Genomic DNA, 21,816 nt, shown 5'->3' with positions numbered 1-21,816 from the left:
GGGTGGCCTACGGTTGCGGGTCAGCGCCGGACTTCGACCGGCTTCCCTGTGACGCAGGCGTGTGGTTCGACCGAAGCTTACTCTGCCGTCGTTCGGCGACCTTATTCGGCGGAGGACAGGCTCATCGGGCCGTAGACCTCGCGGCCGTCCTCGAGCAGGTACACCTGACCGACGCCGCGGTCGGCCAGGTCGCGCCAGACCTCGCCCAGCCAGCTCTCCGCGTCGCCCTGCGCCGAGAACTCCGCGCCGCCGACCTCACCCGGGTCGACCAGCGCGCCGGACGCGGTCTCGAACCGCCAGCTCCAGCTCACGAGTTCGGCCGCTTCTGCGGGGCGTTCTGCGCGGTCTTCGCCGGGTCCTTCTCGACGATGTGGCCGAGCACCTCGTCGATCTGCTTCAGCAGACCCTCCTCCAGCTTCACGCCGGAGGCCTTGACGTTCTCGGTGACCTGCTCGGGACGGGAGGCGCCGATGATGGCCGACGAGACGTTCGAGTTCCGCAGGACCCAGGCGATCGCGAGCTGGGACAGCGACAGACCTACCTCGTCGGCAAGCGGCTTCAGCTCCTGCACCCGGGTCAGGACGTCGTCGGTGAGGAACCGCTTGATGAAGTTCGACCCGTTGGCGTCGGTCGCCCGGGAGCCCTCCGGCGGCTGCTGACCGGGCAGGTACTTGCCGGTGAGCACGCCCTGCGCGATCGGGGAGAACACCACCTGGCCGATGCCGAGCTCCTCCGAGGCCGGGACCACCTCGGCCTCGATGACCCGCCAGAGCATGCTGTACTGCGGCTGGTTCGAGACGAACGGGATGCGCAGCTCGCGGGCCAGCCGGTGGCCCTCCTGCAGCTGCTCCGCGGTCCACTCGGACACCCCGATGTACAGCGCCTTGCCCTGCCGGACGACGTCGGCGAACGCCTCCATCGTCTCCTCGAGGGGCGTCTCGGTGTCGAAGCGGTGCGCCTGGTACAGGTCGACGTAGTCGGTGCCGAGCCGCTTCAGCGAACCGTTGATCGACTCGTGGATGTGCTTGCGGGACAGGCCGGTGTCGTTCGGTCCGCCCGGACCGGTCGGCCAGTACACCTTGGTGAAGATCTCCAGCGACTCGCGGCGCTCGCCCGCCAGCGCCTCGCCGAGCACCGACTCGGCCTTGGTGTTGGCGTAGACGTCGGCGGTGTCGAACGTCGTGATGCCGGCCTCCAAGGCCGCCCGCACGCAGGCCCTGGCCTGCTCGTTCTCCACCTGCGAGCCGTGCGTCAGCCAGTTGCCGTACGAGATCTCGCTGACCTTGAGACCACTGTTGCCGAGAAAGCGGAAGTCCATGGTCCGACCCTACCGCCCGCCTGCCGTCGGCCGGCGGTTCAGGACGGCTTCTCGCCGCGCTTCACCATCGGCTTCGGCAGCCGCCAGCGGCGCATCTGCATGGTCCGCCGGACGGCGTAGAACCCGATGCCCTTGGTGGACTCCTTCGGGAACTTGACCGCCACCTGCTTCTTCAGGCCCGACGTGAGCAGGAACCAGTCCGCCGCGATCAGCAGGATCATGAACAGGAACAGCAGGTTCACCATCCCGGCCAGCCACGGGAACTGCGGCGAGAACACCACGCCGACCAGCGACACCACCAGCAGCACCGGCAGCGCGAACTCCATCACCGAGTAGCGCGCGTCGACGTAGTCCCGGGCGAACCGCCGGACCGGGCCCTTGTCGGCGGCCGGCAGGTACCGGTCGTCGCCGGTCTGCATGGCCGTCTGCATCTTGGCCCGCTCGGTGCGCATCTTCTCCCGCCGGATGGCCGAGGCCTCCTTGCGGTTGCGAGGCTTCTTGAACGCGGCCTTGCGGGCCGCCTCCGCTTCCTTGCGGCTCGGGGTGGGACGGCCCTTGCCGCCCGGCTTGCCCTGGGGCTCGGCGGGTACGGTGGTACCTGTCGTGGTAGCTGTCTCAGACTTGGTACGACGGAACACGGGGTCAGAACCTCATTCGCACGGGCAGGTCGCGACTCGGGGTGGTCCCCGGACCTGGGTACCACTTTATCGGGGCCTGTCCTGATGGTGTGGTGACCCGTAGGGACATAGGGTGGATGGCACGCACGCCGGGTCGTCACTCCGGCACAGAAGGGGTACGGATATCGATGAGCATCTTCAAGCGGATGTCGACGATCTTCAAGGCCAAGGCGAACACCGCCCTGGACAAGGCCGAAGATCCTCGCGAAACCCTTGACTACTCGTATCAGAAGCAGCTCGAGCTGTTGCAGAAGGTACGGCGGGGCGTGGCCGACGTGGCCACCAGCCGGAAGCGGGTGGAACTGCAGGCCTCCCAGCTGCAGGCCCAGTCGGCCAAGCTGCAGGAGCAGGCGCAGAAGGCGCTCTCGATGGGCCGCGAGGACCTGGCCCGTGAGGCCCTGACCCGCAAGTCCGGGCTGCAGGGCCAGATCGACGACCTGCAGACCCAGCACGCCCAGTTGCAGGGTGAGGAGGAGAAGCTCACGCTCGCCTCCCAGCGGCTGCAGGCCAAGGTCGAGTCCTTCCGGACCCGCAAGGAGACCATCAAGGCCACCTACACCGCGGCCGAGGCGCAGACCCGGATCAACGAGGCCTTCTCCGGTATCTCCGAGGAGATGAGCGACGTCGGTCTCGCGGTCCAGCGCGCCGAGGACAAGACCCAGCAGATGCAGGCCCGGGCCGGTGCCATCGACGAGCTGCTCGCCTCCGGCGCGCTCGACGACGCCTCCGGGACGAACAAGGACAACATCACGCTCGAGCTGGAGCGGATGTCGTCCGGCTCCGACGTCGAGACCGAGCTGGCCGCGATGAAGGCCCAGCTGTCCGGCGGCGGCGCGCCGAAGGAGCTGTCCGGTGAGGCCCAGCAGTCCGCTCAGCAGCCCGCCCAGCCAGTGCAGCAGCCGGCCACGCAACCTGTGACGGAGCCGGCGCGACCTCAGGACGGAGATGTTCGGTGATCGTTCGCATCATGGGTGAGGGCCAGTGGCGACTGGCCGACGACAAGCTCGACGCGCTCAACGCGGTCGACGGCGACCTGGAGAAGGCCGTGTCGTCCGGCGACGAGGCGGCGTACCAGACCGCGTTCGCCGCTCTGCTGGACTTCGTCCGCGCCGGTGAGAAGGTGCCGGACGACGAGCTGCACGACTCCGACGCGATCCTGCCCCCGTCGGACAGCTCGCTCGGCGAGATGCGTGAGCTGATCAGCGGCGACGGCCTGATCGCCGGCTGATTCCGCTGCTGTTCGGGCTGCTCCGATCGGCCGTCCCCGACCCGGCGAGCTGATCACTTCGAGTAGTCAATGATTCGAGACCCCCGGGACCCAGAAAATGGGTCCCGGGGGTCTTTCCCGTGGGTCTGGTGGAGCGCGGGTTAACACTCGCGATCAATGCTTTTCCACGGGGTGATCCCGTAGTACTCTCGCCTCACGTCGTTGTGGGGGCGGCGTTGGTACGAGGTCCGTGACGGGGTGTGGGTTGGTCACGGGTTTCGGTTTTCACCTGTGGGGGGTGACTGTGCGTGACTGAATCTGTCATGTCCGGGGGGCTGGCCGAGTCGGCCGATCTCCGGCCGGCGCCGTCGGGGGAACGACGTCGGCCGGTCTGGGTGGTTCCGGACGAGGTGCCGGCCGTGGTGCCGCGCTCGGCCCGGTACACCGAGGCGCGCTGGGTGGCGAAGTACCGCCGGGCATCGCTGGCGTCCGATCTGGGCGCCGGGGTGATCGGCGCCTCGCTGGCCCTGGTCGCGCGCTTCGGGGCCCAGATCAACCTCGGGTACTTCGTACTGGGGGTGCTGCTGCCGATCGCCTGGATCGCCTGCGTGGCCCTGCAACGAGGCTACGAGACCCGGTACTTCGGCACCGGGCCGGAGGAGTTCCGCTCGATCATCCGGGCCGCGGTCGCGCTGACCGCCCTGGTCGCGATCGCGTCGTACGCGACCAAGAGCGAGGTCGCTCGCGGGTTCGTCGTCCTGGCGGTGCCGATGACGTGTCTGGCGGCGATGTTCGGCCGCTGGCTCCTGCACCGGCAGATCTCCTGGCGGCGGTTCGCCGGCCGGTGCATGCGCCGGGTGCTCGTTGTCGGGCGCAACGACCAGGTGATGACGCTGAAGCGGCACCTGGAGGAGCAGCCCGCCGACGGGTACGTCGTGGTGGCGAGCTGCGTGCCGCGCGGCGACACGCCGTTGAGTGACACCGCCGACGGGCCGGAGCTCGAGCGGCTGGGCCGCACCGAGATGGACATCCTGGCCGGCGTCGACCAGTACGACGTCGACGTGGTCGCGGTGGCGGCGGACCCGGAGCTCGCGGGGCACTCGCTGCGCAAGCTGTCCTGGGCACTGGAACAGCGCGGCGTCGAGCTGATCGTATCGCCGGGCATCGTCGAGGTGGCCGGTCCGCGGATCTCGATCCGTCCGGTCGCCGGGCTGTCGCTGCTGCACCTGGAGCGGCCTTCGGTGAGCGGCGGGCCGCATGTGCTGAAGAGCATCTTCGACCGGGTGGTCGGGTGCCTGCTGCTGCTGGCGGTGGCGCCGCTGCTGCTGATCACCGCGATCCTGGTGAAGCTGACCAGCCGCGGGCCGGTGCTGTTCCGGCAGACCCGGGTGGGCCGCGGCGGCAAGCAGTTCCAGATGCTGAAGTTCCGCACGATGGTGGTCGACGCCGAGGCGCGCAAGGCCGAGCTGCACGCGCTGAACCAGGGCAACGAGATCCTGTTCAAGCTCCGCGACGACCCGCGGGTGACGAGGATCGGCCGGTACCTGCGCCGGTTCTCGATCGACGAACTACCACAGCTGGTGAACGTGCTCCGGGGGGACATGTCACTGGTCGGCCCACGTCCGCCGCTGCCCGCCGAGGTCGCGCGGTACGCGATCGACGACGCGCGCCGGATGCTCGTGAAGCCGGGCCTGACCGGCCTGTGGCAGGTCAGCGGGCGCAGCGATCTGACCTGGGAGGAGTCGATGCGGCTCGACCTGCGGTACGCCGACAACTGGTCGATCGCGCTGGACCTGCTGATTCTGTGGAAGACCGCCCGCGCCGTGCTGGGGAGCGACGGCGCGTACTAGGCGGACGCCGGCGACGGCGACGCTTCGAAGGCTGTGCATTCCCGAGGGGGGAATTCGTGACTGCAGTAATGGAAAGGTCGGCCGAGGTACGCTCCGAGGCCGCGACCCTGGTGATCCAGGCCGCGGCGGGGGACCAGGGTGCGTGGAGCCGGTTGGTCGACCACTATGCGCGGCTCGTCTGGGCCGTGACCCGCAGCTTCCGGTTGAGCGACAGCGACGCCGCTGACGTCTCGCAGGTGGTCTGGCTGCGGCTGCTCGAACACATCAACCGCGTCGATCCCGAACGGGTCGGCGCCTGGCTGGTCGTCACCACACGCCGCGAATGCCTGCGGGTGCTGGCGTTCCGCAAGCGCGTGCTGCTGACCTACGAGGCGACGGCGTTCGAGGACGTGGCCGGTGACCAGCCCGAGCCGGACGCCGAGTTGCTCGCGGGTGAGCGCGCGGACGACGTACGACGGGCACTCGAGAGCCTGCCGGACCGCTGGCAGCAGCTGCTCGGCATGCTGATGGCCGACCCGCCGGCGCCGTACGCCGAGATCTCCGCGACGATCGGCATCCCGATCGGCAGCATCGGCCCCATCCGCGGCCGCTGCCTGCAGAAGCTCAGACTGCTGCTTGCCTCCTGAGAAGTCGCCTGGGCCGGCACAACCGGCCCGGTCCGCCGACGATCGTGCTTGTCGCTCAGAGCATGATCCACGCGGTCCGGGCCGGTCGCTGCGCGCCACCCGGCCACCGAATCAGAAAGCTGACCAGCCGCGCGTCCGTAGGACCGTCCCCGTCCGAGCCACGCGATTCGACCACCACAGGACCGGTGGGGGAGACCCGCAGCTCGACGGTCAGGTCGTCCTGCCCGCGGACGTCGACGTCCAGCGCGACGCCGTGTCCGGTGAACCGCAATGTGCGTACGTCGCGGCGGCAGTCCGGGGCGTCGACCAGGCTGTCGAAGACCAGGTCGAGTACGTCGAGATCTCGCTCGTGCCGCCCGAACGCGGCGTAGCCCACCGAGCGCAGCACGGCGATCTGCTCGCCCATGGCCCGCTCCGGAGGACCGATCGTCATCGTCGTCAGCGCTCCCCTTGGACCTTGATCACGCTGTCCGTGTCCTGCCCGTACGGCGCGCCCTGCCAGGCGGCCCAGTTCACGCTGCTGCCCTGCTCGTGCACGATGAAGTTCCACGGCCCGCGGTAGGTGTTGGCGGAGAACTTGTTGCCCTGGTCGAACGTGATCGCGTCCTGGATCGTCCGCGCCGTGTACGGCGACCAGTCCGGAAACGTGCCCCAGTTGGCGAAGATGCCGTTGTAGCCGCAGCCGCTGCGGGACGCACAGGTCCTGCCGAGCTTGGTGGGGTCGAGACTGAACACGTTGTCGTGGACGTGCACGTTCTGGGTCTTCCACCGGCAGTCGCCGAGGTACGGCTGCTTGTCGATGTTGGCCGCGTTGCAGGTCTCGATGGTGGCCACGCTCGGGTTCACCAGCGTGCCGGACCCCGAACTGGTGTTCGCCGGCGAACCGGCGAACCGGTCCGCGTTCTCCCACAGAACCACGCCGGACCAGTTGTCGGTGAACACGTTCCCGCTGATCTCGAAGACCTGGTTGAACATCCCGGCGACCCGCTTGTCGCTGCCGGACTCGGAGATGTACACCGCGGGTGTCGGGAAGCCCTGGTTGAGCGGGCCTTTGCCGAGGCCGTTGCGCACGAACGTGTTGCCCCGGATCGAGGCGTTGTAGCTGGTCTCGTAGACGATGCCCTCGGCGAAGTTGCCGGCGAGGTAGTTGCCCTCGATCGCGAACCCGGTGTTGTTGGTGTCGGCCCACATCCCCGGCCCGTTGTTGTCGTGGATCCAGTTGCCGCGGACCACCGCGCCGGTCACCGCCCAGAACTTGCCACCGCCGGTGCAGCCACAGCCCGGCTTGAGCACCTCCCAGTCGTCGGTGTTGTTCCCGGTGATCTCGTTGCGCTCGATCACGATGCTGCTGACCCTGTTCGGGTTGTACGCGCTGAATCCGTACTGGCCGTTGCTCTGCAGGCAGTTGCCGCGGACCACGTTCCGGGTCCCGACCATCAGGCCGGCGCCGGAGTTGTTCCGGATCGTGTTGCCCTCCACCGTCCAGCCGGACGCGGCGTTGTGGTTCACCACGCCCTCGTCGTTGGTGCTGCGCGGCGTACCGAAGTTCTGGATGGTCAGGTTCTTGATCTGTACGTCGGTCGCGTAGCCGGTGAAGGCGTACCGATTGCTGTTGCCGCCGTCGATGATCGCGCCGGGAGCGCCGATGTAGCGGTCGCCCTGTTTGGGAACGAGCTGGGTGAACGCGCCGCCGCCGAGCTTGTGCGTGCCGGCGGTCAGGTAGAACGTCGTACCTGCCGGGCTTTTCGAGCTGATGCTCTCGAGGTTCTGGGTGGGGCTGACGACGACCGCCCCGGCCGGTGCGGACTTGGGTCCGGCCAGCGCCGCCGTGTTCCCGCAGACCTTGGCCGGCGGCGCGGTCGGTGCCTTCACCGGAGCGGCCGACGGCGCGGCGCCCTGCGTCGGCTGTGTGTTCTGCGAGAGCGGCTCGCCGTCCGTCCTGACGACGTAGGCGAGCACCGCCAGCGCGCCGACCAGCACGATCGCGATCGCCGCGACGACCGCACGGCGGCCGCGGTACCACGCGCTCCGGCCGGTGGCCGGAAGGTTCGGCTCGCGTTGTTCCATCACACTTCCTTCGGGGGCAGGGGTCGGTGTCGGCTAGCCGCGGGTAACGGGCCGGCCGGCGGCGAAGCGGTAGATGTCGAGCAGTTGCTCGAGGTTGCGGCGGGGGTCGTGCTTCTTCTCGTACGTCGCCCGGGCCTGGCGCCCCAGTTCCGCGTAGCGTTCGGGTGACGTGTCGACATCGAGCAGCAGCTTGGCGAGTGCGTCCGGCCGCCCCGGTTCGAACAACGCACCGTCGACGCCGTCGGTGACGAGTTCGGGGAAGGAACCGTGGCCGGAGGCCAGTAGCGGTACGCCGACGGCCATCGCCTCGACGACCACGAGCCCGAACGTCTCCTCCCACTCCGACGGCAGGACGACGGCCCGGGACCGGCCGATCAACTCGAAGACCTGTTGCTTGGACATCATCCCGAGCAGCTCGACCGACGGCCGTTCGGCGGCCCACGCGGTGATCTCGTCGAGCATCGGGCCGCCGCCGGCGACGACGAGCCGCAGGGCGTCGTCCCCGGCGATCGCCCGGTACGCGTCCCAGCCCTTCATCAGCAGCGGTGCGCCCTTGGCCGCGTCGAGCCGGCCGACGTACGTCACCTGCCGCTGTGGTGTCCCGTCCGCGACCGGGCCGTCGTACGGCACGTAGTTGTAGCGGACGAAGCTGCGGTCAGGGTCGAAGTCCATCCCTGTCAGCAAAGCACGCTGCGACTCGGAGACGAAGATGTACGCCGAGACCAGGTTGCGCCAGCTCCGCCGATGGGTCCGGGTGTTCAGCACCGTGGCCGCCGTGGCCAGTGTGGACCCGCGGTAGCAGCGGTGGACGACGCCGGCCGCTGGGTTGCCACCAGCGCAGTCATGACACAGCTCGCCGGAGCGGAAGAAGTCACCGCTGGCGCACAGGAGTTTGTAGTTGTGCAAGGTGATGACGACGGGCACGTCCGTGTCCCGGCACGCGTACAGCACCGACGGGCTGAGCACCGGGAAGGTGTTGTGGACATGGACAACGTCCGGACGGAACCGCCGCAGTGTGTCGCCCAGGTCGCGTTTGGCGGCCGGGTTCCAGACCACGCGGGCGGGCAGGGTGGCCTTCTTCCAGGCCGGCCAGTCCTCGATCTCGTCACTGTGCCGCTCGAAGAGCTCGACGTCGTGGCCGAGCTCGGCCAGTGCCTCGCGTTCCTGGTCGACCACCCGGTTCTCGCCGCTCGGTGCGGTGGACCGGTACCTGTTGTGCACCACCAGGATCTTCATCGCACACCCTCTCGGGGAACTCGCGAGTACACGAGCGACGCCGCCAGCGTCAGCTCCAGCAGGTACGGCGACGCCTCGCTCAGCCCGCTCTCGGTGAACGAGGCGACCACGCAGTACGCGACCAGGAACAACGCCATCGCCCGGCGCGGGCCCTGTGGCTGGAAGAACAGCGCCATGATCAGGACGAACAGCACCATCGCGATGTTGATCGCCATCCCGATCAGGCCGACGTCGAAGTACGTGCCGAGCCAGTTGCTGTCGATCGGCAGGCCGTTGAAGGACTTGTTGGACAGACCGAAGCCGAAGAGCGTCTCGAACGTGGAGCGTGGCTGGGCCAGGATCCCGTCCCACACCCGCGTCCGGCCGGTCAGCTCGGAGACCTGGGTGGTGTCCTGACCACGGGCCAGCCAGGTGGTCACCACGGAGCCGAGGGTCAGTGCCCCGACCGAGAAGAACACCAGGCCGACGGCGAAGGCCCGCCGAACCCGCGTGCGGGCGGTGAACAGGCTCAGCCCGGCGATCACGACCCCGATCAGCAGGGCGATCAACGCCGTACGAGTGTGGGTCAGCAGCAGGACCGGCACGGACCCGGCGACACTGACCAGCGCCACCTCGCGCCGGAGCAGACCGGACATCCACAAGATGGTGGTCAGTCCGATCGCGACAGCTGCATAGTGACCGACCTGAGTCGGCGGGATCGGCCACAGGACGCCGTACAACCGGTCCTCGGTCATCGCCAGGCCGGGCGCGACGAGGAGGCCGGCGACGGCTGAGCCGATGACGATCCACAGGTACATCAAGTGCGTCCGCACCAGCAGCAGATCGCGCCGGGTCCACCACGGGGTCAGCAGCCACAGGACCATGACGAAGGCGAACAACCGCCCGGACCGGTACAGCGCACCGAGCAGGAACTCGGCCCGCAGGCTGGACAGCAGCGCCTCGGTCGCCAGCAGCGTGGCGAGGAAGATGAAGACCGACGCGCGGATCTTGATCGGCCGGTTCACCGTCAGCACGAGCAGCGCGGCGACGGCCAGCGCGCCCTGAGCGATGAGCTTGCCGACCGGGCCGGGGATGGGGACGATGTGCGGCGCCTCGGGGAAGAACGTGAGGACGTTCAGCAGCAGGCAGCCCCAGACAAGCTGGACCCGGCGGCGCCGGCGCTGCTCGGGCGAGACGACCCGGCGGCCGGACAGAACGCCGGGCCGCGGAATCGCCCGAGTGGCGCTGCTCATCGGCTGAACATGTCCACGTTGGGAGTCCGGGGCGAGCTCTCGGCCTCGATGACGCCGACGCCCTCGTCGGTCTTGTCCGCGTTCAGTACCACGGCGGTGTCGATCTCCAGGCCGGCCAGCCGGACCATGTCGCCGGTGGCCCGGACCTTGCCGGTCGACGACCGTCCGGCGGTCACCACGACAGCCGCCCGGGAGGCCCAGCTGCCCAGGTGGTCCGCGCCGAGGGCCGGCGTCAGCGTGGCCAGGCTCAGGACGACGTCGGCGACGTCCCATGCGGCGTCGAGGGAGATGTCACCGGAGCCGCCCGGCCGGTTGTTGTCGCCCAAGCGCAGGTAGCAGCCCTCGGCCGGACCGCCGTCGGGATCGGGCAGGTACACGGTGATCCGCCGGCTCGGCTCGCTGAACTGCGAGTCCCGGGTACCGATGTCGGTCACGCCCAGCTTGCCCGCGAGCAGGCCGGTCCCGGTCAGATCGGCGACCAGGACGTTCTTGCCGGACTCGGCCAGCGAGTAGGCCAGCGAGGCCACCGCGATCGCGCAGGCCCGGACGTCGTCGACGCTGATCACGGCCAGCGCCGGGGTCGGCCGCTTCGTCCAGATGATGCGCTGGTCGAGGTGCCGGACCAGCAGTTCGATCTCGGGATGGTGCTGCTGGTGCCTGCGGAGCCGGCGGGCGAACGGGATCCACTGCCGGCGCGGCGGCTTGCCGGTGCTGAGGCGGACCCGGGCGCCCAGCGTCCGGGCGATGTCCTGCCGCCGCCACAACCGGTCGGAGATCAGCGCGCGGACGATGACGAAACCGATGCCGAGGAACAGGCCGGCCAGCAATCCGGTGCCGGCCTGGATCGCCAGCAACCGCTTCGCCGAGGTCAGTACGGGCGCAGGTGCGTCGAGCATCCGGCTGCTGTTCATCTTCGAGGCCGCGACGTTCTGGTCCAGCACCTGCTGCCCGACGAACTGCACCTTGTCGTTGGCGGCGATGTACTTGACCGCCGCTGGAGCGGTCGGCCGCCGCAGCTCGTCCGGGTTGTCACCGGTCGCGATGACCCCCTGCTTGGCGATGGTCAGCTCGGCCTGGGCGGCGGCCAGGTCGCGGGCCAGCGGCGCGGACTGCAGCGCGATCTGCTCCTTGCGGAAGATCAGGTACGTCTGCGCCACCACGGTGGCCAGCCGGGTCGCCTGCTCAGTGGTCTTGGCGGTCGCCTTGATCTCCAGCACCCGGTCGGTCAGTGCGGTTGCGGTGTACCGCTCCAGCAACCCGTCCGGGGTGTCCGGCAGCTTCAGCAGCGAGATCGTCCGCTCGGCGACGGTCCGGGTCGTGGCCAGGCTGATCTCGGTCGCCATCGCCTTGGTCGGGTCCTCGCCCTCCCGGGTGGTGATCAGCATGCGGGCCGCCGACGTGTGCCCCGGCGGGATTACGGCGCCCATCGACAGACCACCGGCCAGGCCGATCAGCGCGAGCACCAGCCAGATCCGCGAGTGCCGCTTGACCGCGTCCCGCAGGAAGCGGAACGTGACCAGGCTGTCGGGCGGGAAGGCGGTCGACGGCTCGTCGGCGTACAGGTCGTCGTCGTCGCTCCAGCCCGCGGTGTTCGCGTCCAGCGGCTCGGAATAGGGTTGGTTGCTCATCGGGTCCGCCTCGCTGTGCCGGTGAGTAGCGTGGGCAGTCGCGAGCTCGAGCGGCGCTGCGACTGCGAGACCCGGCCGATGGTGCGGTCGAACGGGTCGGGATCGGTGACGACCAGACCGTCGATGGTGCGGTCGTCCGCAGCGGTCGCGACGGCCAGCCGGGCGAGTTCCTCGGCGGTCACGGTGCCGGCCGACAGGGCTACGATCGTGCTGGTGGTCCGGGTGCTGCCGTCCAGGTGCGGGGCGTCCCGATCGACCAGGACCAGGTGGATGTCGAGGGACACCGAACCGGGCGGACTCTCGGTGTGCTTGTCGACCACGATCGCGGTGGAGATGCCGATCGAGGTGGCGAACGCGGCCAGCTGCGGGCCCAGCGGGCGGGCCTTGTCGTCGTCGGCGAACGAGATGACGGTCAGTGAGGCCGGACCGGCCTTCAGGTCCAGGTTCAGATGATGCAGGATCTTGCGCAGGCTCCAGGCGTCCACGGCCGACGGAGCGTAGCGGTTGAGCAGCTGCGCCCAGTCGGACGGATCGACCGCCCGGTACGACGAGACGGACGCGAGCACCGGTAGTCCGACGGCGTCGGCGACCTCGTCGCGCAGCCGGAGCCGACGGTCGCCGCGAGCCCGGATCAGCACGCCGATCGCGGCGGCGATCGCGGCCAGCAGGGCCCCCAGCCCACCGTAGATCCCGGAGTGCAGGACCATGCTGCCGCCGCGGGCGCTGGTGGCCTCCTCCAGGACCCGGGCACCGGTCTTCTTACCGAGGTCGCCGGGAAGCCCTTGGCCGGTGGTGATGAAGACCAGGTAGATCTCGGACATCGCGTTGGCCAACTGGATCGCCTGCCCGGCCGAGGTGCCTTTCGCATCGATCCGGATGATGTCGTCGGTGACCGCGGTGACGGTGACTCGGCTGCGAACCACCTCGGTGGACAGCGCGGGCGACAGGTTCTGCCCGGCGCTGTGCAGCACCGGGGCGCTCTCGGCGATGAAGACCTGCGTCTCGACGCTCTGCGTGCCGGTCGCCTTCTCCGGATCGGCCGAAGGCGGCGGTGGCAGGACCACCATCGACGAGGCCGTGTGCATCGGCGGTTGTGCGAAGGCGTACGCGACACCGGCCACCAGGCCGATCGACGCGATGGCGACGATGAGCAGGCGGTCCCGCCGGATGGCTCGCCAGGACTTCTTGACGTCGAGCTGCTGTGCGCTCACAGGCAGGACCCCTCCAGTCGAACGTCACGATCGGTTCGGAGTTATAGAGGGCCGGGAACGGACGCTGATACAACGGCTCCGGTCAGGACCGGAATTGAAAGGTGCTGATCGCGGCGGAGTCCGGCCCGAGGACACCGGAACCGATCAGCGTCGTCGTCGGCACCTTGCGACCGAAGCGCGGTGAGTACCAGCCCAGTAACGGATCGTCGCCACCGGAGTGCGCGGTCCAGGTCAGTCCGGCCGGCAGTTCGACGACCGCGGAGCCGGCCGGCCACGTCAGCCGACCGGTCGCGCCATCCAGCTCGACTGTCACCTGCGGCCCGAGATGCCACGCGATCCGTACGTCGACCGTGCCGTCCAGTTGGTCCTCGACGCGCAGCAGGCCGTGGTCGAGTATGGCGGTGCGTCGGTGCGTTATGGGCGCGTAGCCGTCGTGCTCGGCCTCCCAGGTGGTCGCGTCGTAGCGAAGTACCGTGCCTGTTGCCCCGCGCAGCCAGAGGAACGGGCCGCCCCAGGTGGACTGCTCGGTGCGGTCCACTTCGACGGTGTTGTGGGCGATGGTGGAGCGGAAGTAGTCGCGCCACTCCTCTTCGCCGTGGTAGCAGTACGTCCCCGGGTCAGCGAGGACGTCGACGCCGTCGACGCGCACCTCGAGGGACAGCGCGTCGGAGTGAGCGTGGGCGGCGATGGAGAGGAAACCGTGCGGACCGGCGTCTGCACGGCACCAGATCTCCGGGCCGCCACCTCCGTCGACACTGGCGCGACTGCGCAGAATCGTCAGACCGGCGTCGCTGAAGTGGTCCGGTCGCTCAGCCGGGCGGTCCGTATGCCGGGCTTTCGCCAGTGCGCCGACGATGACTGAGGTCGCCGTACGCGGACTGTCCGGCCACCAGGGTGCTTTACCTACGACAGCGGCGCCCAGGGAGAGGTACGCCGACCAGGTGCTGGCATCTGGTGGGTCGAGGACGAGGACCATGCCTTCGTCGTCGTCACCTTGGCGTGGTGGACGCAGACGAGTGTCGACGATCGCTGCGGCCGCATCGAGGGTGCGGGTGAGGAGGGCCCACGTCTGCTCGCTGAGCGGGTGGTCGGCGGCGTCCGCCTCCAGAGCTGCGTACAGGCCGAGTTCTGAGACGAAGCGGTGGTAGTCGGTGGCCAGCTCGCGGTTGACACCTGAGGGGAAGGTGTTGGCGTCGAGTTGCTTCTGCAGCAGGGCTGCGGCGTCTGCGCGCCAGCGGTCGCTCTTGGTGAACCAGGGGAACGCACAGGCGCCGACGAGTTGTCCGGCGGCCTCTGCGATCACGTGGTTGTTGGCGGAAGAGCCGTGGCTCTGGAACGCGGCCAGGTAGCGCTGGTGCCAGTAGAGCTGCTGCAGCGCCAGTTCGTTGTGCTCGAAGAGGTCGGTGATCTCGGGCCAGTCGTTCAGCAGTCGGCGGATCCACGTCCAGCTGATGAGGCGGAGGCCGACCTCGATCCCGCTCGCCCAGTGCACGCCGGAGAGGAACGGGTTGCTGCGCCACCAGTCGTTCAGGTGGTCGGCGACGCGTTCGGCGTACTGGTCGTCGTGGGTCAGGTACCAGGCGGCCGCCAACTGGGTCAGGTGATGGTGGCGGGACAGCTCCCACACCTGCTTGATGTTGCCGACCGCTTGTTCGTTGCGGTGGTTCAGTTTGAAGACGTACTGCGACGGGTCGGAACGGCGGCCCGTGACGGGGTCACGGAACCAGTCCGGTGCGGTCAGGTCCGTGCGGTCGACTCCGAGGACCTCGAGCTTGCCGGCCATGATGGCGTCGGCCTGTTCGATGACGGCTTTGCGGGCGTCGTTCGGTACGTCGCACGCGGTGTGCGGTGAGAGCGTCGTACGGAAGGTCCGCTCGTTACGCAGTGGGAGGTCGGTTTTTCCGTCCTGCCCGGGCCGGACCTGTTGGTAGGCCCAGGCAGTACGGCGTCCGGTGTCGCGGGCGCGCCAGATGAGTTCGGTGGGGGACATCCGGCGCAGGCGGCGGACGTACCAGCCCAGAGGCTGGCGGCTCACACTTTCTCCGGCTTGCCGCTCGCCAGGCTGCGGTCGACCGCGATGGTGGCGCGGGTGGTGGCGACCAGCGCGTCGAACGGGATCGGCATCGGGCCACCGGACTTCACCGCGGCGACGAAGCGTTCGAGCTCGGTGCGCTGGCCCTTGTCGGTACTGCGGGACTTGCGAGTGGACGGTTTGCGCCCGGTCCACACCGACGCGCTCTGGAAGTTGTCGAAGCGGGCGTTGCGGCCCCCGCCGGTGATGTCGATCGTCTCCTTCGGGAAGCGCGCGTTGCCGCCGCCGACGTAGGTGATGGTGCCGACGGAGCCGTTCGCGAACCTCAGCGTGACGAAGACATCGCCGGCGTCGGGCCCCGGGACGGCGTACACCTCGGTCGGGAGGCTGTCCAGCCACCAGGTCAGGGTGTCGATGAAGTGGCCGCCTTCGCCCGCGAACCTGGAGCCTTCCTTGCCGGCGTCGAGATACCAGCTGGTGGAGTCGAGCTTGCCCGCGTTCACCAGGTAGCGGAGCGAGAAGTTGCCGCCGGGGTCGCCGAAGCGCGTCTTCAGGTCCGTGAGCAGCGGTGCGAACCGGCGGTTGAAGCCGACCATCAGGCGGTCGTTGCCGGTGGCATCCACTGTGGCGACGATCCGGTCCAGCTCGTCGTCGGTCAGCGCGAGGGGCTTCTCGACGAACACGGCCTTCCCGGTCTCGAGCGCCCGGCAGGCCAGCTCGGCGTGCGAACTGTGCCGCGTGACGACGAAGACCGCGTCCAGACTGTCGTCCGACAGCACAGCCTGCGAGTCGGTAGCCACGTCGAGGAACCCGAACCTGCGCTGCGCGTTGGCCGCTGACAAGGACTTGTTGGTAGCCACCCGCCCCAGCACCACACGCTCATCCTTCTGCAGATGAGGAAGCAGCATGCTCGACGCGTAGTTCCCGGCTCCCACGAACCCAACCCGAACAACCCCAACCGGAGCCGCCTGACCAACGGTCTCCCGCTGCCCGGGCGGGGCAGTCGCCTCGACCACCTCTGTCTGCAGGTTCGGGTATTCGAAGAGGAAGCCGACGCCGGGGAGGGAGCCGGTGCTGAGTTGCTGGTAGGCGGCGGTGGCGTCGGCGATCGGGAAGGTGTTGGCGATCAGGGACGCCACGTCGATCTGTTCGCGGGCGATCAGGTCGATGAAGCAGGCCAGGTTGCGGCGTTCGGTCCAGCGGACGTAGCCGGCGGGGTAGTCGATGCCCTGCAGTTCGTACCGGTCGTCGTACCGCCCCGGGCCGTACGACCGCGAGAACCGGACGTCCAGCTCCTTGTCGTAGTACGCGTTCCACGGCAGGTCCAGCTTCGTCTTGCCGATGTCGACGACCCGCGCCCGGTCCCGCGCCAGCCGCGCCGCTGTCTCGACCGGACCGTTGGAGTGACCGCCGGCGGCCAGCAGGATGTGGTCCGCGCCGAGACCGTTCGACGCCTCCAGCAGCGCACGCTCGAGCGACGCCACCCCCGCCTCGTCCGGCGACGAGCAGTGCAACGCCCCTGCCTTCTCCGCCATCCGGCACCGGTCCTCGACCGTGTCGATCCCGTACACGCGCACCCCGGCCGCAACCAGCAACCGCACAACCAGCTGCCCGACAAGGCCCAACCCGATCACCACAGCCGTGTCACCCAGCTGCACCTCGGCCTGCCGCACACCCTGCATCGCGATAGCGCCGACCGTGGAGAACGCGGCCTGCTCAGGCGGTACGCCGTCCGGCACCGGCACGCACAGGTTCAACGGCACCCAGTTGTACTCCGCATGCAGCGCGTACTCGTTCCCCGCCGCCGCGACCAGCTGCCCGACACTGAACTCCTCCGCACCAGCCCCCACCTCGACCACCACACCGCACAGCGAGTACCCGAGCGGCGTGTACGAGTCGAGCTTGTTCATCACCTTCTTGTAGGTGCTCGCCACACCCTGCTGCGAGACGGTGTCCAGCACCTTCCGCACCTGGTCCGGGCGCGCCTTCGCCTTACCGATCAGCGACAGCTTCGCCTCGCCGACCTTCATCAGCTCTGTCCCGGTGGAGATCAGCGAGTACAGCGACCGGATCAGCACACCGCCGGGCGCACAGGTAGGCGGAGGCACGTCCAGCACCGTCAGCTCACCGGACTTGTAGTTCTGTGCAACCTGTTTCATGTCGTCCTTCAGCTCGAGGTGATGGTCACGCCCAGGGACCGCACGTGCCGGGTCCAGGTCTCCAGCGTCAGCAACTGCCACAGCTGCTTGGAGTAGTCCTCCCGCCCGGCCCGCTCGTCGTCGACCAGCTTCTGTACGGCGTCCTGCCGCAAGAACCCGCTCCCGACCAGCTCCCCGCGCAGCAGTACGTCGTCGACCAGCTCCCGCAGGTCGTTGCGCACCCACGCCCGCAGCGGCGCACTGAACGACGCCTTCGGCCGGTAGATGATCTCCTTCGGCAGCCACGCCTCGGCCGCCTTCTTCAACGCCAGCTTGCTGACCCGGCGGTGGATCTTCTCGCTGCCCGGGATCGAGAACGCCGCGCGTGCCACGACCGGGTCGACGAACGGCGTCCGTACCTCGGTCGACGCCGCCATACTCGCGCGGTCCGTGTACGCCAGGTTGAGCCCGGGCAGGAACATCCGCGAGTCCGCGAGGCACATCCGGTTCACGTGGTCGTCGAGCGTCGTGTCGTGGTAGATGTCGGCGTGCTCGCCGAGCAGCTTCCCGACGTACGGCTCCAGGTCAGGACTGATCAGGCCGGCCAGCTGGTCCGCGTCGTACATCGTGTAGCTGCGCCGGAACGCGGTCTCCTCGGGCAGGTTCGCGAACGTCTCGAACCGCTTCGCCCAGCGCGCGTACCGCAGTCCGCGACCGTTCACGGTCACCGGGAGCCGCCGTACCGCGGGACCGACCACACCGTTGCGCAGTACGCCGGGAAGCCTCTGGTACTGCGCTCCCATCACACACGCGAGGTGCTTGCGGTACCCGCCGAACAGCTCGTCGGCGCCCATCCCGGACAGCAGCACCTTCACGCCGGCGTCCCGCGCGGTGTCGCACATCAGCAGGGTGTTGATCGCGGCCGGGTCGCCGATCGGCTCGTCCAGAATGTCGACAATCCTCGGCAGCAGCTCGACGACGTCCGGCGCGATCTCGATCTCGTGCAGGTCGATGCCGAACTGCCGCGCCAGCTTGCGCGCGTAGATCGCGTCCTCGGGCATCGCCTCGAGCTTCTGGTCCTGCGCGCGGAACGTGATCGTGTACGAGTCGATCCCGGGATCCATCTGCTTCGCGAGCACCGTGACGAGACTCGAGTCCAGCCCGCCGCTGAGGAACGTCGACACCGGTACGTCGGCGACGAGGTGCGCGGCAACCGATTCCTCGATCACCTGGCGCAGGTCGGCGCGCGGGCCGGCCGCCGCCTCGGTCGCGACCTCGGTCACCCGCCAGTACGTCTCGTGCCGGCTGCCGCCGTCGGGGCGGAACTCTGCCCACGATCCCGGCGGCAACTTCTCCACGCCGTCGATCGCGCAGCGCTGCTCCGGCAGCCAGTAATAGAGCATCGACGCGATCAACGCGCCAGGGTCGGTCCGTAGCTCGGAGCCGACCGCGGTGACGATCGCCTTCAGCTCGGACGCGAAGACCACGCCGTCCTGGCGGCGCAGGAAGTACAGCGGCTTGATGCCGAGCGGGTCGCGGGCCAGGTACAGGCTGCCGCTCTCCTCGTCGAGCATCGCGAACGCGAACATGCCGCGGAACCGCGTGAGTGCGTCCGGACCCCACCGGCGCCACGCCTCCAGGACGACCTCGGTGTCGCCGTTCGTCCGGAAGTGCACACCCGACTTCGACAGCTCGGCCCGCAGCTCCTTGTAGTTGTAGAGCTCGCCGTTGTAGCAGATCGTCAGACCGCGCTTACTGAACGGCTGGTCCGCGGCCGCCGACAAGTCGATGATCGACAATCTGCGATGCGCGAGGTAGGCGCGGACGTCACCTTCGTCGAAGGCGTACACCCGGTCGGCATCCGGACCGCGATGGGCGATCCGGTCGCTCATTGCCTCGGCGAGGGCGAAACCGTCCCGCTGCTGGTAGCAGCCGGCGATGCCGCACACCGTCAGGATCCCGTCGCGTTGTGGAGACCGCGCACGTCGCCGAGATGGCTGACGTGCCCGGTGAGCTGGTCGTACACCTCGAGGTACGCCTTCTGCTGGTGCTTCCACGCGAGCACCTGCTCGACGCGTTCGCGGCCGAGCTTGCCCATCCGGCGCCGGCGGACCTCGTCGTCGAGCAGGGCGACGATCGCCTCGCCGTACTGCGCGACGTCGTTCGGCTCGACGTACACGGCGGCGTCCGCGGCGGAGACCTTGGTCTCGACCAGGTCGAAGGCGACGACCGGGAGCTCGAACGCCATGTACTCCATGGTCTTGTTCATGGTCGACACGTCGTTGAGCGGATTCTTCGGATCCGGCGACAGGCCGAGGTCCGCGGTCGACATCACCGCGCGCACGGTTTCGTCCGGGACGCGGCCGGTGAACTCGACGTGCTCACCGAGCCCGAGCTCGTCCCGCAACGCGACCACGTCGTCGAACGAGTCGCCGCCGCCCATCAGCGTGAAGGCGATGTCGGTCCGGCCGAGATTGTTGACAATATGATCCGCCGCGCGGACGACGATGTCGACGCCGTCCTGCGGGCCCATCACCCCGATGTACGTCGCCAGGTACTTGTGACCGCGGCGCAGCGACTCGTCCGCTGCGCCGCGGAGCAGTTTGTCCGGGTCCGGCCCGGTGCGGACCACGGTCACGTCGTGGTTCGCCTTGCCACTGCGCGTGATCGCGATCCGGCGGTACGAGTCGTTGGTCGAGATCACGTGGTCGGCTTGACGATGCGTCATCCGCTCCAGGAAGCGCAAGCCCTTGTACGGCAGGCTCGTCGTGCCGCCGAAACGCGACTGGAACAGCTCGGGGCACAGGTCGTGGTGGTCGAACACGAACCTCGTGCCGTCCAGGCGCCGCAGCAGCATCGCGATCGGCCAGAAGATGTCCGGCGGGTTGCACGCCTGCAGCACCTTGAACCGGCCGGCCTTGCGGGCCCGGAACACCAGGCGCAGCGTCAGCAGGAACGAGGACGCGTACTCCCAGACGAAGCTGATCTTGCTGCCGCCCGGCGCGTACGCCTTGTACTTGTGCACGGTCACGCCGTCGATGACCTCGTACGACGGATCGCCCGGACCCTTCGGGCAGACCACCGTCACGTCGTACCCGGCCGCCACCAGCGCGCGGCACTCGAGCCAGACGCGCCGGTCGAACGGGACCCAGAGGTTCTGGATGATGATCAGTACCCGCGGACCGCTCACCAGCCCACTCCTTCGTATCCGTGGAGTGCCTCGACATCGGCGCCGAGCCGCCCGCTCAGGTCGATGATCCGCGCCGGTGGCGTGTCCAGCAGCGCGTTGACCGCGCCGGCGTCCGTGGCCGAGACGATGGCCAGGTCGGCGCCGGCCAGCGCCGCATGCGGGTCGTCGGTGAGGACCCGCTGCAGGTGGGGGAGTTTGGACTGGACATGGCGCAGGTTGGCGCCGACGAGGCGGGTGGGATTCACGATCGCGTCGTAGATCCGCAGGTTGTAGCCCTTGCCGATCAGCCGTTCGGCGAGTTCGACGTTCGGGCTCTCGCGCAGGTCGTCGGTGGCGTGCTTGAAGCTCAGGCCGAGCAGCGCGATCTCGCGGCCGGGGCCGGCGATCACACGGTCGACGACGTCGCGGACGCTGCGTTCGTTGGTGGCGAGCGCGCCGGCGAGCAGCGGGAGTTCGGTGTCGTTGGTCCGCGCGAGGTGCAGGACCGAGCGCAGGTCCTTCGGCAGGCAGGAGCCGCCGAACGCGAAGCCGGGCTTCAGGTAGTACGGCGAGATGTTCAGGCTGGTGTCCTGCACGAAGATCTTCATCACCTCGCGCGAGTCCACGGCGAAGTGCCGGAAGATCCGGCCCATCTCGTTCGCGAACGAGACCTTGGTGGCGTGGAACGCGTTGCAGGCGTACTTGAGCGCCTCCGCCGTGCGAACGTCGACAATCTGCACGTCGGCGTCCAGGAACTTGAACAGGTCGGTCAGAGCGGTGCCGACCTTCGGGTTCCGGGTGCCGACGACGACGAACGGCGGCGCGTAGAAGTCCGCCAGGCCCGATCCTTCGCGCAGGAACTCCGGGCACATCGCCGTACCGAACGTGAGCCCCTCCGGCGGCGGTACCTCGCTCAGCACCTGCGCGACCACCTCGTCGACCGTGCCCGGCGGGACCGTACTGCGGACGACGATGCTGTGGAATCCGGACGCCGGCCGGACGACGACCCGCGCCGCCTCGGCGATGTCGCGCACCGCGCGCTTGATGTAGGTGAGATCGGTACTGCCCGCCGGCGTGGACGGCGTACCGACACAGATCAGCGAGACATCCGCCTCCTCGAGCGCGAGCCGCGGATCCGTCGTCGCGTGCAACCGCCCCGAGGTCGCCCCGGCCGCCACCAGCTCGTCGAGCCCCGGTTCGACGACCGGGCTGTGCCCCTGGGTGATCGGGTCGACCTTGGCGGTGTCGACATCCACCCCCCACACATCGTGCCCCGCAGCAGCCAGACAAGCCGCCGTCACCGACCCCACATACCCCAAGCCGAACACGGCAACTTTCATAACGCCCCCCACAGGCTCATGACGCGGCTGTCCCACGTCCACAGCGCCATTGAGAGCGCCGGCGGGGACCTCCTGATACACACCG

The 21,816-nt window shown here is 68.9% G+C and carries 18 protein-coding genes; 4 read left to right on the top strand and 14 right to left on the bottom strand.

Translation table 11 applies throughout. From position 1 onward, the window contains the following. Positions 1-101: 101 nt before the first annotated feature. Genes BJY22_RS31820 through BJY22_RS31810 form a run of 3 tightly spaced genes read right to left on the bottom strand, consistent with a single transcriptional unit; the run spans position 102 to position 1,956 of the window. The gene (locus BJY22_RS31820) at positions 102-311 is read right to left on the bottom strand and encodes a hypothetical protein (RefSeq protein ID WP_167214214.1); all 210 of its coding nucleotides are present in this window, start codon (positions 309-311) and stop codon (positions 102-104) included. After that, positions 308-1,318 carry an aldo/keto reductase family protein gene (locus BJY22_RS31815; RefSeq protein ID WP_167214211.1) on the bottom strand — a complete coding sequence of 337 codons (1,011 nt, stop codon included), beginning with the start codon at positions 1,316-1,318 and terminating at the stop codon, positions 308-310. The genes BJY22_RS31820 and BJY22_RS31815 overlap by 4 nt, the downstream gene beginning before the upstream one ends. A 38-nt stretch (positions 1,319-1,356) precedes the next feature. Further along, positions 1,357-1,956 (bottom strand): DUF3043 domain-containing protein, encoded by a 600-nt coding sequence (locus BJY22_RS31810; RefSeq protein WP_167214208.1) that lies wholly within the window; start codon positions 1,954-1,956, stop codon positions 1,357-1,359. A 167-nt stretch (positions 1,957-2,123) separates the two neighbouring features. Between BJY22_RS31810 and BJY22_RS31805 the strand changes: the two genes are divergently transcribed. The 4 genes from BJY22_RS31805 to BJY22_RS31790 all read left to right on the top strand — a co-directional run bounded on the left by BJY22_RS31805 (position 2,124) and on the right by BJY22_RS31790 (position 5,678). After that, the gene (locus BJY22_RS31805; protein ID WP_167214205.1) at positions 2,124-2,951 is read left to right on the top strand and encodes a PspA/IM30 family protein; all 828 of its coding nucleotides are present in this window, start codon (positions 2,124-2,126) and stop codon (positions 2,949-2,951) included. Then, entirely contained in the window at positions 2,948-3,223 is a 276-nt protein-coding gene (pspAA, locus tag BJY22_RS31800) for a PspA-associated protein PspAA (RefSeq protein ID WP_167214202.1), read from the top strand. Before BJY22_RS31805 ends, pspAA begins: the two co-directional genes overlap by 4 nt. A gap of 287 nt (positions 3,224-3,510) precedes the next feature. Then, positions 3,511-5,052, top strand: a complete 1,542-nt coding sequence (locus BJY22_RS31795) for a sugar transferase (RefSeq protein WP_337759627.1) — start codon at positions 3,511-3,513, stop codon at positions 5,050-5,052. Positions 5,053-5,108: 56 nt separating this feature from the next. Continuing rightward, positions 5,109-5,678: a sigma-70 family RNA polymerase sigma factor gene (locus tag BJY22_RS31790; protein ID WP_202891351.1), complete on the top strand. Its 570-nt coding sequence runs from the start codon at positions 5,109-5,111 to the stop codon at positions 5,676-5,678. A 55-nt stretch (positions 5,679-5,733) separates the two neighbouring features. Here BJY22_RS31790 and BJY22_RS31785 read toward each other — a convergent pair whose 3' ends face one another. The 11 genes from BJY22_RS31785 to BJY22_RS31735 all read right to left on the bottom strand — a co-directional run bounded on the left by BJY22_RS31785 (position 5,734) and on the right by BJY22_RS31735 (position 21,731). Continuing rightward, a complete protein-coding gene (locus tag BJY22_RS31785) occupies positions 5,734-6,111 on the bottom strand; it encodes a hypothetical protein (protein WP_167214199.1) in 378 nt (125 codons plus the stop codon). A 5-nt stretch (positions 6,112-6,116) separates the two neighbouring features. Next, the gene (locus BJY22_RS31780; protein WP_167214197.1) at positions 6,117-7,745 is read right to left on the bottom strand and encodes a right-handed parallel beta-helix repeat-containing protein; all 1,629 of its coding nucleotides are present in this window, start codon (positions 7,743-7,745) and stop codon (positions 6,117-6,119) included. A gap of 33 nt (positions 7,746-7,778) precedes the next feature. After that, a complete protein-coding gene (locus BJY22_RS31775) occupies positions 7,779-8,981 on the bottom strand; it encodes a glycosyltransferase (protein WP_167214195.1) in 1,203 nt (400 codons plus the stop codon). Then, positions 8,978-10,213, bottom strand: a complete 1,236-nt coding sequence (locus BJY22_RS31770; RefSeq protein WP_167214192.1) for an O-antigen ligase family protein — start codon at positions 10,211-10,213, stop codon at positions 8,978-8,980. The genes BJY22_RS31775 and BJY22_RS31770 overlap by 4 nt, the downstream gene beginning before the upstream one ends. Continuing rightward, on the bottom strand, positions 10,210-11,841 hold the full coding sequence (locus BJY22_RS31765) for a YveK family protein (RefSeq protein WP_167214189.1): 1,632 nt from the start codon (positions 11,839-11,841) through the stop codon (positions 10,210-10,212). Before BJY22_RS31765 ends, BJY22_RS31770 begins: the two co-directional genes overlap by 4 nt. Beyond that, entirely contained in the window at positions 11,838-13,052 is a 1,215-nt protein-coding gene (locus BJY22_RS31760; protein WP_167214186.1) for a Wzz/FepE/Etk N-terminal domain-containing protein, read from the bottom strand. Before BJY22_RS31760 ends, BJY22_RS31765 begins: the two co-directional genes overlap by 4 nt. Before the next feature lie 82 nt (positions 13,053-13,134). Then, the gene (locus BJY22_RS31755; RefSeq protein WP_202891350.1) at positions 13,135-15,087 is read right to left on the bottom strand and encodes a heparinase II/III domain-containing protein; all 1,953 of its coding nucleotides are present in this window, start codon (positions 15,085-15,087) and stop codon (positions 13,135-13,137) included. Next, positions 15,084-17,243 carry a bi-domain-containing oxidoreductase gene (locus BJY22_RS31750; RefSeq protein ID WP_167214183.1) on the bottom strand — a complete coding sequence of 720 codons (2,160 nt, stop codon included), beginning with the start codon at positions 17,241-17,243 and terminating at the stop codon, positions 15,084-15,086. The genes BJY22_RS31755 and BJY22_RS31750 overlap by 4 nt, the downstream gene beginning before the upstream one ends. 8 nt (positions 17,244-17,251) lie before the next feature. After that, positions 17,252-19,171, bottom strand: a complete 1,920-nt coding sequence (asnB, locus tag BJY22_RS31745) for an asparagine synthase (glutamine-hydrolyzing) (protein WP_167214180.1) — start codon at positions 19,169-19,171, stop codon at positions 17,252-17,254. A 2-nt stretch (positions 19,172-19,173) separates the two neighbouring features. After that, complete coding sequence (locus BJY22_RS31740; RefSeq protein WP_167214178.1) at positions 19,174-20,412, bottom strand: glycosyltransferase; 1,239 nt, start codon at positions 20,410-20,412, stop codon at positions 19,174-19,176. After that, positions 20,409-21,731, bottom strand: coding sequence for a UDP-glucose dehydrogenase family protein (locus BJY22_RS31735; RefSeq protein WP_167214175.1), 1,323 nt, complete (start codon positions 21,729-21,731; stop codon positions 20,409-20,411). Before BJY22_RS31735 ends, BJY22_RS31740 begins: the two co-directional genes overlap by 4 nt. Between the last annotated feature and the right edge of the window lie 85 nt (positions 21,732-21,816).

Origin of the sequence: Kribbella shirazensis (assembly GCF_011761605.1) — a bacterium.
Taxonomy (GTDB): Bacteria; Actinomycetota; Actinomycetes; order Propionibacteriales; family Kribbellaceae; genus Kribbella; species Kribbella shirazensis.
The sequence above is the reverse complement of the archived record's forward strand: the minus strand, read 5'-3'. Positions and strand labels throughout refer to the sequence as shown.

Excerpts from the sequence above, each read along its gene's own strand:
- BJY22_RS31775 (WP_167214195.1), bottom strand. The coding sequence starts at position 8,981 with ATGAAGATCCTGGTGGTGCACAACAGGTACCGGTCCACCGCACCGAGC.
- BJY22_RS31780 (WP_167214197.1), bottom strand. The coding sequence starts at position 7,745 with ATGGAACAACGCGAGCCGAACCTTCCGGCCACCGGCCGGAGCGCGTGG.
- BJY22_RS31750 (WP_167214183.1), bottom strand. The coding sequence starts at position 17,243 with ATGAAACAGGTTGCACAGAACTACAAGTCCGGTGAGCTGACGGTGCTG.
- BJY22_RS31735 (WP_167214175.1), bottom strand. The coding sequence starts at position 21,731 with ATGAAAGTTGCCGTGTTCGGCTTGGGGTATGTGGGGTCGGTGACGGCG.
- BJY22_RS31815 (WP_167214211.1), bottom strand. The coding sequence starts at position 1,318 with ATGGACTTCCGCTTTCTCGGCAACAGTGGTCTCAAGGTCAGCGAGATC.
- BJY22_RS31765 (WP_167214189.1), bottom strand. The coding sequence starts at position 11,841 with ATGAGCAACCAACCCTATTCCGAGCCGCTGGACGCGAACACCGCGGGC.
- BJY22_RS31785 (WP_167214199.1), bottom strand. The coding sequence starts at position 6,111 with ATGACGATCGGTCCTCCGGAGCGGGCCATGGGCGAGCAGATCGCCGTG.
- BJY22_RS31805 (WP_167214205.1), top strand. The coding sequence starts at position 2,124 with ATGAGCATCTTCAAGCGGATGTCGACGATCTTCAAGGCCAAGGCGAAC.
- BJY22_RS31770 (WP_167214192.1), bottom strand. The coding sequence starts at position 10,213 with ATGAGCAGCGCCACTCGGGCGATTCCGCGGCCCGGCGTTCTGTCCGGC.